Annotated in this window: 15 protein-coding genes; 10 read left to right on the top strand and 5 right to left on the bottom strand. The window is 41.3% G+C overall.

Features of this window, described 5'->3' with window-relative positions:
- The 6 genes from ABWP14_RS11075 to ABWP14_RS11050 all read left to right on the top strand — a co-directional run.
- A partial coding sequence (locus ABWP14_RS11075) for a winged helix DNA-binding protein (protein WP_353203031.1) occupies window positions 1-332 on the top strand: 332 nt, incomplete at its 5' end.
- 343 nt (window positions 333-675) lie between these two features.
- Window positions 676-1,584 (top strand): L-threonate dehydrogenase, encoded by a 909-nt coding sequence (ltnD, locus tag ABWP14_RS11070; RefSeq protein ID WP_353203030.1) that lies wholly within the window; start codon window positions 676-678, stop codon window positions 1,582-1,584.
- A gap of 16 nt (window positions 1,585-1,600) precedes the next feature.
- Window positions 1,601-2,614, top strand: coding sequence for an NAD-dependent epimerase/dehydratase family protein (locus tag ABWP14_RS11065; protein ID WP_353203029.1), 1,014 nt, complete (start codon window positions 1,601-1,603; stop codon window positions 2,612-2,614).
- A 5-nt stretch (window positions 2,615-2,619) separates the two neighbouring features.
- Window positions 2,620-3,939: a 3-oxo-tetronate kinase gene (otnK, locus tag ABWP14_RS11060; RefSeq protein ID WP_353203028.1), complete on the top strand. Its 1,320-nt coding sequence runs from the start codon at window positions 2,620-2,622 to the stop codon at window positions 3,937-3,939.
- Window positions 3,932-4,591, top strand: a complete 660-nt coding sequence (locus tag ABWP14_RS11055; RefSeq protein WP_353203027.1) for a class II aldolase/adducin family protein — start codon at window positions 3,932-3,934, stop codon at window positions 4,589-4,591. Before otnK ends, ABWP14_RS11055 begins: the two co-directional genes overlap by 8 nt.
- A gap of 90 nt (window positions 4,592-4,681) precedes the next feature.
- Window positions 4,682-5,647, top strand: a complete 966-nt coding sequence (locus tag ABWP14_RS11050) for a Bug family tripartite tricarboxylate transporter substrate binding protein (RefSeq protein WP_353203026.1) — start codon at window positions 4,682-4,684, stop codon at window positions 5,645-5,647.
- Between the two features lie 148 nt (window positions 5,648-5,795).
- On the opposite strand, the gene ABWP14_RS11045 is transcribed toward ABWP14_RS11050, so the two are convergent.
- Both ABWP14_RS11045 and ABWP14_RS11040 read right to left on the bottom strand, forming a co-directional pair.
- Window positions 5,796-6,032, bottom strand: coding sequence for a CDGSH iron-sulfur domain-containing protein (locus ABWP14_RS11045; protein ID WP_353203025.1), 237 nt, complete (start codon window positions 6,030-6,032; stop codon window positions 5,796-5,798).
- A gap of 34 nt (window positions 6,033-6,066) precedes the next feature.
- A complete protein-coding gene (locus ABWP14_RS11040; RefSeq protein WP_353203024.1) occupies window positions 6,067-6,276 on the bottom strand; it encodes a hypothetical protein in 210 nt (69 codons plus the stop codon).
- Window positions 6,277-6,766: 490 nt separating this feature from the next.
- Between ABWP14_RS11040 and ABWP14_RS11035 the strand changes: the two genes are divergently transcribed.
- From ABWP14_RS11035 to ABWP14_RS11025, 3 genes are read left to right on the top strand one after another with little or no spacing between them, the layout of a single operon-like run.
- A complete protein-coding gene (locus tag ABWP14_RS11035; protein WP_353203023.1) occupies window positions 6,767-7,744 on the top strand; it encodes a Bug family tripartite tricarboxylate transporter substrate binding protein in 978 nt (325 codons plus the stop codon).
- Between the two features lie 28 nt (window positions 7,745-7,772).
- Complete coding sequence (locus ABWP14_RS11030; RefSeq protein WP_028819450.1) at window positions 7,773-8,168, top strand: RidA family protein; 396 nt, start codon at window positions 7,773-7,775, stop codon at window positions 8,166-8,168.
- A gap of 21 nt (window positions 8,169-8,189) precedes the next feature.
- The gene (locus ABWP14_RS11025) at window positions 8,190-9,083 is read left to right on the top strand and encodes a fumarylacetoacetate hydrolase family protein (protein ID WP_353203022.1); all 894 of its coding nucleotides are present in this window, start codon (window positions 8,190-8,192) and stop codon (window positions 9,081-9,083) included.
- A 522-nt stretch (window positions 9,084-9,605) separates the two neighbouring features.
- Here the strand turns inward: ABWP14_RS11025 and ABWP14_RS11020 are convergent.
- On the bottom strand, window positions 9,606-9,938 hold the full coding sequence (locus tag ABWP14_RS11020) for a DUF4156 domain-containing protein (protein WP_353203021.1): 333 nt from the start codon (window positions 9,936-9,938) through the stop codon (window positions 9,606-9,608).
- 523 nt (window positions 9,939-10,461) lie between these two features.
- Here ABWP14_RS11020 and ABWP14_RS11015 point away from each other — a divergent pair.
- The gene (locus tag ABWP14_RS11015) at window positions 10,462-10,833 is read left to right on the top strand and encodes a DUF2784 domain-containing protein (protein WP_353203020.1); all 372 of its coding nucleotides are present in this window, start codon (window positions 10,462-10,464) and stop codon (window positions 10,831-10,833) included.
- 184 nt (window positions 10,834-11,017) lie between these two features.
- Here ABWP14_RS11015 and ABWP14_RS11010 read toward each other — a convergent pair whose 3' ends face one another.
- Entirely contained in the window at window positions 11,018-11,425 is a 408-nt protein-coding gene (locus tag ABWP14_RS11010; RefSeq protein WP_353203019.1) for a PAS domain-containing protein, read from the bottom strand.
- A gap of 231 nt (window positions 11,426-11,656) precedes the next feature.
- Entirely contained in the window at window positions 11,657-12,130 is a 474-nt protein-coding gene (locus ABWP14_RS11005; protein ID WP_353203018.1) for a DoxX family membrane protein, read from the bottom strand.
- Window positions 12,131-12,423: the final 293 nt, after the last annotated feature.

Below are 12,423 nucleotides of genomic sequence, written 5' to 3'. Positions count from 1 at the left end.
AAGCGATGGTAAAGGTCATGTTGGAATGCTTATCCAAAATCGACAAAGCAAGATTAATCAATAAAAGCTATCACATAAACGATAGGCAAGCCTTCATCTTAGACTTTATATGTGAAAAACATCTTTCTCATAAGACCTGCCACATCAAAGAGATTATTTTATTAAAAACAGTTGGATCTCAGGCAACGCTCCATGCTGTTACAAAAGAACTGGCTAAACTAAATCTGATTAAAGTTAACATCGACCCAATTGATAAAAGAATTAAAAATGTTTTGCCAACTCCTCTAGCTCTAAAACGTTTAAAGACTTTAGTTGCAATTTTTCAGAAATAGCCTTTAAGTAATACTGCAAAGTAACGTCAACCTAATCAACGAAACCCTCTTACCAGACCAAAAGAAAAATACCCCTACAAGTGGGCTATTGAGATTCTTGGTGACCCAGGGAGGAATTGACCAGTTCTAAATTCTTTAGAGATCTCATCGGCCAGTCAGGACTTTGGCTTGCCCGGCACGATTCGAACGTGCGACCTAGGCCTTAGAAGAATTCGTTGCTGCTGGAATGTCTAATAATTTCAATGACTTACAGCGTTAAAATAGCACTGTGTCATAAACTATACGTCAGACATACAATGGGATCTATATTGCACTTAACCCTTTATATTTGTAGCTAGGATCTATGACTACTAATACCAAAAACTCACCATCCATAGGTCTCATTGGCCTTGGCGCCATGGGATTAGGTATGGCCAGCTCTTTACGCCGTAATGGCTATGATTTAAATGTTTGCGATGTACGATTCGAAGTAGCTGAGGATTTTGCATTGGCTGGGGGGGTGGCGTTTAAGACACCTTCTGAACTAGCAAAAGTATCTGACATCATCATTAGCGTGGTTGTCAATGCGGAGCAAACTGAAACCATCCTGTTTGGTGAACATGGTGCAGTAAATGAATTGAAGCAGCAATCACTCTTTATTATGTGCTCAACAGTTGATCCTAATTGGTCTGCTTTGCTTGAGAAACGCCTAAATAATTCAGGATTTCTATATTTAGATGCTCCCATCTCTGGTGGTGCTACAAAAGCAGCTGCTGGCCAAATCACAATGATGACCTCTGGTCATACTGATGCATATCAAAAAGCAGGAAATATTTTAGAGGCCATGGCAAGTAATATTTACAAATTAGGCGATCGTGCAGGATTTGGTAGTAAGGTAAAAATTATCAATCAGCTATTGGCCGGTGTTCATATTGCTGTAGCGGCTGAAGCAATGGCCTTAGGTATTCGTGAAGGGGTAGATCCTAATGCTCTCTATGAGGTCATTACGCATAGTGCTGGTAATAGTTGGATGTTTGAAAACCGAATGGTACATGTCCTACAGGCAGACTACACCGCTCTTTCCGCAGTCGATATCTTTATAAAAGACCTAGGTCTTGTTCTCGATACCGCTCGCGCAAGCAAGTTTCCGCTGCCCTTGGCGGCGACAGCCCATCAAATGTTTATGCAAGCCTCTGCGGCGGGATATGGTCGCGAGGACGATGCGGCTGTTATTAAGATATTTCCGGGTATTAAATTACCAGATGCAAAATAATTTATAAAAAAATCATATGCATATACTAATTACTGGGGGTAGTGGTTTCTTGGGTTCGAGTCTAGCCCGGGAGCTTTTAAAGAAACCGCTTATTCAAATTGAAGGCAGAACACCTGCTCCACTCACCACACTCTTTTTAACTGATTTACACAAGCTACCTGATGATCTCGCTGCGGAGAGTCGCGTTATCTCATTTATTGGCGACTTAAATGATTTGATTAGCTCTAAAACTCTCCCGCTAAACAAGATTGATGCAGTCATTCATTTATCTGCTGCTGTCAGTGCAGAGTGTGAGGCTAACCTAGACCTAGGCTTGCAGAGTAATTTACAGGTGAGTTTAAATTTACTGCAAGCAATTCGTCACCAAGCACAACGCCCTGTTTTTGTATTTCCTAGTTCTGTTGCAGTTTTTGGAGCGCCTCCTGGCCATGTATTACCAAGCAGCATCTCAGACATCGACCAACCAACACCACAAAGTAGTTATGGAATCCAAAAATTTATGGTTGAGCAGTTAGTTGCTGACTTCACACGAAAGGGTTTAATTTATGGACGCAATATTCGCCTAATGACCGTTTCCATTCGACCTGGAAAACCAAATGGGGCAGCATCAAGCTTTCTAAGTGGAATGTTGAGAGAGCCTTTATCAGGACAGAACAGCGTTGTTCCAGTTCCTCCAGAAACGCGAGTGGCTCTCTCCTCTCTGGATAAAACGCTTGAAGGCTTATTATGTGCCCTTGAATCTCCGTCCTCAATATGGGGTGCACCCATAGCAGTCAACCTCCCTGCCCTAAGCACTACTGTTGGCGAGATGGCAAACGCATTACAAGAAGTTGCTGGAAAGGACGTGGCTAATTTAATTCAATGGAAAGTAGATCCTCAGGTTTATGCAATTGTAAGTTCATGGCCAAGTCAATTTAGTCATCTGCGCGCAACCCAGCTAGGATTAAATCCAGATTCTTCTGTTGTGAGTTTAATTCGGGCATATATTTTGAGATACCCACAAGCAGTATCCTGTGTCATAAAAGGATAATTCTGTTGGAAAAACGGATCCATCGACCACTTCTAGGTTGCATAGCAGATGATTTCACGGGAGCAAGTGATTTAGCGAACAACTTAGTTCGTGCAGGAATGCGAACCATTCAATCTATTGGTGTGCCAGCGGATTCACAAACGCTGAATACAGATGCTATCGTCATTTCCCTCAAGTCGCGAACCATTTCTTCCCATGAAGCTATCAAGCAGTCTTTACAAGCTTATGAATGGTTAAAAGCGCAGGGCGTTGAACAGTTTTATTTTAAATATTGCTCAACCTTTGATTCAACACCGCAGGGTAATATTGGTCCAGTGACAGAAGCCCTAATGGATGCAATATATGGAGAAGGTAAAGGCTTCACAATTGTCTGCCCTGCTTTTCCTGAGGCTAAACGAACCATATTTAACGGTCATCTTTTTGTTGGAAATGAACTTCTTTCAGAGAGTGGAATGCGCAATCATCCGCTTACTCCCATGACTGACGCAAATTTAGTTCGGGTCATGCAAGCACAAACTCAACGTATCGTGGGCCTAGTAAATTATGCCTCTGTACGTGCTGGACCTACTGAAATTCGGGCTCGTTTCCATGCACTTCAAAAAGAAGGTATTGCGATTGCAGTGGTTGATGTTACTTGTAGTCAAGATCTAGGATCTATTGCTTCGGCTATTGCGAATATACCTCTTGTTACCGCAGGCTCAGGTCTAGCAATTGGTTTACCGAATAACTGGCGGATTCGTGGTTTATTAGATTTAAATGAGAGCGCCGATATACTGCCTCCTGCTTCAGGCCATCAAGCAGTGATCTCAGGCAGTTGTTCACAAGCCTCCAATGCACAGGTCCTAGACTTTTGTCAAAGGGGATTGCCTGCTTTTGCAATCGATCCGCTTGCAGATATATCTCAAGTAAATATGGTACTGCAAGTAATTACGTGGGCAAAAATTCATCTTAAGAATGGTCCGATTCTTATTTATGCCACTACACAGCCGGATAATGTGAAATTAATACAAGAAAAATTGGGAGCAATTCAGGCAAGTGAGTATATTGAAAAAATACTCGCAGAGATCGCTAGGGATTTAGTTCAAATTGGTGTTCGCCAATTAGTGATTGCTGGTGGAGAAACCTCGGGTGCTATTGTGCAAGCATTAGGAATTAAACAGATGACCATTGGTCCACAAATTGATCCAGGGGTACCGTGGATGTCAGCAAGCTCTCCATGCTGTCAAGATGAGACTATCCACGTAGCCTTAAAATCAGGGAACTTTGGTTCCATCGATTTTTTTACAAAATCATTTACACAGATATCGAACTTACATCATGATTGAATCACAAGCTCGCGCAGAAATATGTAGGGTTGGCGCATCTCTTTATATACGTGGCTATGTGCACGCAAGTGCAGGAAATATCAGTATTCGATTAGATGATGGAAACATTTTAATTACTCCAACGGATGCTTGTCTTGGTAATTTAGTCCCCCATGAGCTTGCGCTCGTTAATCCCAATGGCGAGCAAATCAGTGGATCCCCCGCCTCAAAAACGGTATTACTACACCGTAGTATTTATTTAGCAAATACTCAAGCGTCTTGCGTCATTCATACTCATGCCAGCCATCTAGTGAGTTTGAGCATCAGAGGGATCTGGAGTGAAGCAGATATCTTGCCTCCGATTACTCCTTATTACATCATGAAGGTTGGTCATATCCCTTTTATTAAATATCGACGCCCTGGTGATGCCGAAGTAGCTACTATGGTGGTTGAATATATCACCAAGGGTTTCAAAATAGCTAAGCCGATCCGTGGCGTCATGCTTGACCGACTTGGGCCAGTAGTCTGGCATCAATCGCCATCATCGGCTAGCGATGTTCTTGAGGAGTTAGAGGAAACCGCTAAGCTCTGGTTGATGTCAAACTGTCAGGCAACGCCCCTAAGTGATGTGCAGATTGAAGAATTACGTCGCTTATTTGGCGCTATTTGGTAAACCGATTGTAATAAATTAAGGTAAACACCTAGCTGGTAGAGGTCTATTTGGTGATAAAAAGAAATATAAATCAAAATTAAGGAATAAATAATGCATCGCTTACTGCTTAATGTTTTTGTTCTCCTGTTCGTTTTCGCTCCCTATTCCGCGGTCAATGCGCAAGGCTATCCCAATCGTGTTATTAAGTTGGTAGTACCATTCCCTCCAGGCGGCTTAATTGATAATGCTGCGCGCCTGATTGGTCCAGAGCTTTCAAAAGAACTTGGTCAGCCCGTGGTTATTGAAAACAAACCAGGAGCGGGTGGTAATGTAGCAGCGGCCGATGTTGCTAAAGCAAGTCCAGATGGCTATACCCTTTTAATGGCCTCCGCTCCACTGAGTATTAGCCCTGCTCTATATAAGAGTCTGCCTTACAACCCAGCCAACATTGAACCTATTGCTATTCTAGGACAACTTCCCAATGTCTTGTTAGTCAACCCAGAATCAGGGATTAATACTGTTGCCGATTTAGTCAAACGAGCAAAGGCGAATCCCGGAAAACTCAATTACGCCTCTAATGGTAATGGCACATCACTGCACCTCAGTGCCGAGATGCTCAAGAATCAAGCGGGTATCTTTGTGGTTCATATTCCTTATCGTGGCTCGACATTTGCAAATGTAGGGCTGGTCGCAAAAGAAGTGGATTTTATGTTTGATAACCTACCGCCTGCGCTAGGTCTCATTAATGGTAATAAGTTAAAGCCCCTGGCGGTTACTACTGCTACACGCAATCCCGCCCTTCCCAATGTGCCGACCATGATTGAATCTGGATATCCTAATTTCGAGGTCTCGGCATGGTTTGGTATTGCTGCCCCTAAGGGCATCCCCGATAGTGCGAGTCAACTCTTGCAAGCTACGCTAGAGAAGATTGTGGGACGCAAAGAAATGGTTGAAGCAATCTCACGCTTAGGCGCTACTGTAACCTTTATGAATGCACAGCGTGCCGCTCAGTTTATGAAGACCGATACTGAGCGCTGGCGTAAGGTGATTGACTACGCCAAAATCCAAATGGATTAAAGGCTGTAAATATAGTGAGTTCCATTCGTTAATGTATGAAGCATCATCAATATGATGTGGTAATAAGTTAGCTATTTTTTTGAGTAATTAGAGACTAGGGCTATAAATCTGAGGGAAAAAACAAAGGCAAGCTATGCCTTGGGGGCCTTCACAGAGTTTTATGAGTTCCATCGCACAATGGCCCATTAGCAGATTGTTTGCAGCCGCAAAAATAGACTGTTTTACTCTCTGATGCAATAAATTCTTCAGGTACTAAGTCTGTTCTCTGATGTGACCCATCGCAAAAGGGTTGCTTATTACTTAAGCCACAACTGCACCAATAGTAGGTCTGGCCTTTGACTACCTCTACTGGATAAGGTGAATTTTTAGCTATCTTTATTTCCATGCTAGCTCCCTATGTAATTTATTAATAGATGCGCTTACTCATATGACCACTGGTAACCTACATCAACGATCTCCAATACATAACCAAAATGATGCAGGCAAAAGGCATTCCAGTCTTTATGAAAAACAGTCAAAGTTGTATCGCAGTGATGGCGATTAATTAAATTCAGCAGGCCAGGATCTTTACTCTCAATCTGCCCGTCCTTAGATTTCACAATCACATAAATTGCATGTTTTCCACTCATAACAACCCCTGCAGATTCAATGATGGTTTTAGGTTAATTCTTTTATAGATCTAAGGAAAGTAAAAGATATCAGGTTATAGGGTTTTGGCGAACAATCGTCAATATTTAGTCAACCAAACACCATAAAATCGGCTTTTTTGACTAGATCTAATCGGCCAGTTAGATCTTTGGGCCGTCCAGCACGATTCGAACGTGCAACCGACACCTTAGAGGCGTTAAAAAAACGCTAAATCATCAGTTAATAGTGGGTCTAAGATGTTGAACTGGGGTGTGGCATACGCACCGAGAACCATGGAATTGAGAGGAATTGACTGGTGGGCGTGCTGCTGCCACAGGTGGTTTTGCTAAGCCAGACTAATTTGAGCCTGAAGACTAAGTAACGCTCCTGGTGATGCCGTTAAGTGTTAAATTGAATGCGTGGCAACTTTACGTTCCTATCCTGCTGATAAGGTTTAGTGTATTTTAAAAAAATATTTCTAAGGGATTCATGATGAATAAAAATATAAAGCAGATTTTCTTTTTTGTACCCATTGCATTGATTTTATTCGGCAGTAAGAATCTTTATGCTCAGTCAGATTATCCGAATCGCCCCGTTAAAATGATTGTCGGATTTCCAGCTGGTGGCGCTGTGGATGGAGCCGGACGAATGATGGCCCAAATTTTACAAAAAGCTTTTAATCAAACTTTTATCATCGAAAATCGCCCTGGTGTAGGTGGAATGTCGGCAATGGAAGAGGTTGCTAGGGCAGCGCCAGATGGCTACACACTTGCAGTTGGTTCTGCGGGCCCGCTAACAGTTAGCCCATCCATTTTTAAAAAAGCTAATTTTGATCCTCGCCAGTCTTTAGATCCTGTTATTTGGTTTGTTAATAATCCTGGCATTGTTGTAATTCGTAAAGATTTACCAGTCAATAACATTGCCGAATTAGTTAAGCTGTCAAAAACCAAAGAACTTAATATGGCATCTGCAGGCACTGGAAGCGTATTACATTTAATGGGGGAATATTTTCAAGAGCGAATGGGTAATAAATGGGTTCATGTTCCTTATAAAGGTAGTAGCCCAGCATTAATCGATATGGTTGGTGGCAGAACTGATGTAGCCCTAGAATTAGTGCCATCTGCAGCCCCTTTTGTTAAATCAGGTCAATTGCGAGCCTTAGCGATTACCTCAAGTAAGCGTTTAAGTGTATTACCTGATGTACCGACCTTAGGAGAGCTTGGATATAGCGGTCTTGATATGGGGTCATGGATGGCCTTGTTAGCGCCCAAAGGAACTTCTCCTGAAATCATTAATAAATTAAACCAAGCACTGAACGAGGCCATAAAAAATCCTGAACTCATTCAAAAGGTAACTGCTGGAGGTGGAGAATTAGTCGGCGGTACTCCCCAAGATCTATCCAATCAGATGAATAAAGAGATTCCTCGTTGGACGACGATCATTGATCGACTGAATATTCAGCCCAACTAATATCACTTTACTTTTTTTAGGAGAATCTATGGCAAAGCAAGAAATTTCAACAACTAATATTAAAAAACCTGGCGGACACTTTTCGCAAGCAACAGTAGTGGAAGCTAAAGGTAAATTAGTCTTTATCTCTGGTATGACTGCACATAAACCTGATGGTACGATTGCGGGAATTGGTGACATGGAGGCACAAATACGACAGGTTTGTGAGAATGTAAAGAATGCAGTTGAGGCAGCAGGCGGAACGATGGCAGATATTTGCCGTGTTGATGTCTATGTGATCGGCATGGAGCATTTTGATGTCATACACAAGGTACGACGTGAATATTTTAAAGCACCATTACCTGCGTCCACCATGGTTGAAATATCACGCTTTGTTTCACCAGATTACTTAATTGAAATGAATGCAATTGCAGTGATCCCATAAAGAATTATTTGAGAGGCTTTTATGTATTTTTGTACCTTTGATTTAAATGGTAGTCCGCAACTAGGAATGGCTCAAAATTCAAAATTAGAAGCGTTGGTAGATTTAACAGAAATTTGGCCTGAAGCTTTTGCGCCAAGTAATGTTGGTGAATTAATTGCCAGTGGTGATGCGGGACTTGCAATTGCTGCGAAATTACACAAGTCTGCGAGTAAATGGATTGATGTTCATGATTTGCAGTGGTTAGCCCCCATACCCAAACCCCATAAAAATATTTTTTGCGTTGGCCGTAACTATCGCGAGCACATCATTGAAGGCAACATAGCACAGGGCCGCGAGCCAAATTTATTTCCAGAATTTATTGAATTATTTACTAAGGCGCCAACTGCAGTAATTGGGCATGGTGCAACAATACCTCTACACGCTGGCTTAACTGCTATGCTAGATTATGAAGCTGAGTTAGCAATTGTGATTGGTAAGGGCGGGGTAAATATTACAGAAGACATGGCCAATGACGCTATATTTGGGTACACCATTTTGAATGATGTTACTGGCCGAGAAGTTCAACGGCGGCACGGGCAGTGGTTTAAGGGCAAAAGTCTAGATGGTAGTTGCCCAATTGGTCCATGGGTCGCTCACAAGTCTGCCATTGCTGACCCGCATCAATTAGCAATTCGCTTAAAAGTGAACGGCGAACTGCGGCAGAATGGGAATACGTCAACAATGATTTTTTCCATTCCGCGAATTATTACTGAGTTATCAGCTGGTCTTACCCTTGAACCGGGAGATATTATTGCTACTGGTACACCCTCTGGGGTAGGTTACGCAATGAAGCCGCCCCGCCCCTTGAAAGTTGGCGATATTATTTCAATTGAAATTGAAGGGCTTGGTAAGCTTGAAAATACGGTAGGTAATTAAAGCAAGCTAGTTGCAGCAATTCAATATCCGTATTCAGAGTGCCAATATCTGAAGCTGTATAGCCAGCAGAGTTTGAAATCGCCGATAAATACAAACTTGCTCTTTAACTAAATTTATCAGCCTAGAGCCCTTAGGCCATCAATTCTGATAGAGAGTGAAGGCACAATTTTGGGGTACGGTAAGTCGAGCAGAAGTCCTTTCTTGAAGCTTACCCCCTACCTTCTGCAATTAATCATATTTTGCGAGACATAAGGTGATGTGCCAGACATCATACACATACCTAAATTCATAAGATCTAAGTTCTTCGAATTATCAGGATTTCCTTCAGATTGCTGCGTCTTTTGGTTGTTTGCACATCCATTCATAAAAAATATGCAAGTACATAGTATGAAAAAATTTTTCATCTGTTCATGTAAGCCCTTCGCAAAATGCACGCCAATTGTCAGTTAATTTGGGTTAAGGAAATATCCTTAGCGTGCTTACATTAGAAATCGCATTGGGTAAACTTTTAGGCGGCTGTACTTAATTCTTGCAAGCAAAAACAGCGCCAGTCGCTGTTAGAGTGGTTTGAGTGCCACCATAAAGACCTGGGGTATTTGATAGGATTAGTAAAGCATTGCCTCCCATGGCGGCAGCTTGATTCTTTAAATCGTTAATAGCGCCAGCTTGAAGATTTGAATTGGATGTGTAATAGCCAGTAAAGAAATTACCTTGTCCACCTGTGACATCGCCGAGTTGTTTGCAATCAGAATTTGGAGGTGAAGTTAATAACCTTACGCGCTGAGCATCAGGACGTAATTCAGTTGCCGCGCATCCGCTAAGAGTAATTAGTGCCATCAAAAGTATTAAACGCATAAATAAGCCTCACTTAAACATTATTAAAACTATTATTAGTATTCATATGATAAACATAGAAAAGAATACCTGCTACTTGGATTTCTGGCGCTCAATCATTGTTTTGCCAATAATCACCTTGTTATCACTTAGTAAGGCATCTAGCGTGGCTTTCGCTTTCTTCTGGGAATCGTTCATAGGATGCCTCTATAGGGCCTTGTTTAGATTTTTCACGTTTACCCCCCCTATCAAGCCTAACTAGACAGAAAACTGGATAAGTATGTAGACAACTAAGTGAATGCTGTCTTAGTTGCTTGATTTAACAGCTTAGCGTTGATTTAAAAGGATGGGATAGAACTTTAGTGGCCCGCCCAGAACGATTCGAATGTGCGAACTGGGCCTGAGAAGAATTCGTAGTTGTTAGAAAATCCATATTTTTTAAGAGCTTGCAGCGTAAAAATGGCACTGTGCAATCAATTGTGCAGTAGGTTTATTGGATAAAACGACATTTGATATTACCTAATCCATTGTGTATGCTTTTTTCATGACCTTATTAGCTGACTTAGTGCTGCTTGCTCATTTTGCTATCACTGTTTTTTTAGTGCTTGGTATGCTGTTAATCCCTCTCGGCGCTCACTGGCATTGGTCATGGGTGCGAGCAAGACGCATGCGCCAAATACATGCAGGACTTATGGCACTAATTGCCATAGAGGCTGTTTTTCACATTACCTGTCCTTTGACAGTCTTAGAGGCATTACTACGTCATGCTGCTGCCCCAAAATCATTTTGGGCCGATCAGATCAGCAAGATCCTATACTGGGATTTACCGCTGGAGTTCTTTACGATTCTGTACGTCTGTTGTGTCATCTGGATACTATATCTGTGGAAGTCTGTACCACCTAGAAACAAAACTTGATTTCAACCACTCTATTTTTAACAAAACTGAATTCAAGAAGAAATTTTCTTTGGAGCTGTAGTGTTAACTTTTTGGCTTGGTTAGCACGATTCGAACGTGCGACCTGGGCCTTAGAAGAATTCATGGCTGCTGAAATATATTAATATTTCAATGACTTACAGCTTATAAAAGATAATGTAGTCTATTAATCTGGTAACCATGTGACAACTTTTTCGCGTTGGATTGCTAACCAGGCTTTTAATTCTCCATTGTCAATAATTGGAATCATGCGCCAGTTCATCATAAAAATCGTGCCATCTTTTTTATAATTTACGGTCTCACCTTCAAAGACCGTGACATCAATGAGACATTGCCGTAAGCGTTGAATAACCTTTTGGGAGGTGCTTGAGCCCTGGAGAATCTTTGGAGATTTCCCAAGAATTTCATCTGCGCTGTAGCCAGTCAGGTGAGTGAACGCTGGGTTAGTATAGGTAATTTTGGGGTTATTTGATGCATCGGTAATAAGAATAGAATCGTAGCCCTGCAAAAGCATGGTCTCCAGAATAGATTGGCATAAATCACTACTGAAGGTATTTTTAAGAATGCTCAGCATGCAGTAACAGTAACATAGTTTATTCTTTGATTTAAAAGGATGGGGGGGTAGAGAATTTTTGGCCTGCCCAGCACGATTCGAACGTGCGACCTACGCCTTAGAAGAATTCGTGGCTGCTGGAATGTCTGTATATTTCAATGACTTAGACGCATAAATCGGGACTGTGTAATAAACTGTGCAATGCCGTTTAGGTAATAAAGCTTCAAAATAAAGATAGAAAATATCTCAAAGTTAGGTAGTTTTGACTATTGCTTGCTGTTTTTGCGATGCAACTGTCCAATTGCCTCGAAGCCCAAAGTAAAGGCCTCCTGCCCAAAGGGAAAAATGTAAATAGTCAGCCAACATAAACGATATCAAGCTCTCTGGTTTTATCACCACCCAAATTACACCAGCTGTAATGCAACACATCGTAATACCGCAAAACCGTGTTAATAAATCCCCAAGAACAGAAAAGTAAAAGCTATCTCGCAAAACCGGTAAAGTAGCTAAAGCACCTATCAATAAGCCTACCCCCGCTCCAATTTCACCATAGACAACTACCGTCCAAACAATTGGAATCAACCCAAAAGATTCACCGCCGGCAGGATCAAATGGTAATTTAGATAAACCCTGTTGAATGAATATTAAACCCAAAGGAATTCTTAAGAGAATATGACTAAAACTAAAGTCTGGTAATCGACTCCAATAATTCTTCATAAATGCCATAGCCGCTTCCTTATACATATGGTTAATCTTAACTAAAATTATTCCATTAAATGAGAAAATGCGTATTTTTTAAAACAACAATAAATTCAATACTTTAGATTAAAAATTAAGCAACTATGTAATGCCAAAGCAAGGTTTCACCTTGTTACTTCAAAATTTTTTTTATGAATTAGTAGGCATCATATTAAAAAACGCTTAATGCTTAAATGACTATTTGCTCAAAGCCTAGTATGCTCTATCTAATTATCTTTTTTGTTTAAAGTCTCAACACGAACGAGCCTTTCTTCATCCGT

Origin of the sequence: Polynucleobacter sp., from assembly GCF_040400325.1 — a bacterium.
Classification (GTDB): domain Bacteria; phylum Pseudomonadota; class Gammaproteobacteria; order Burkholderiales; family Burkholderiaceae; genus Polynucleobacter.
The sequence above is the reverse complement of the archived record's forward strand: the minus strand, read 5'-3'. Positions and strand labels throughout refer to the sequence as shown.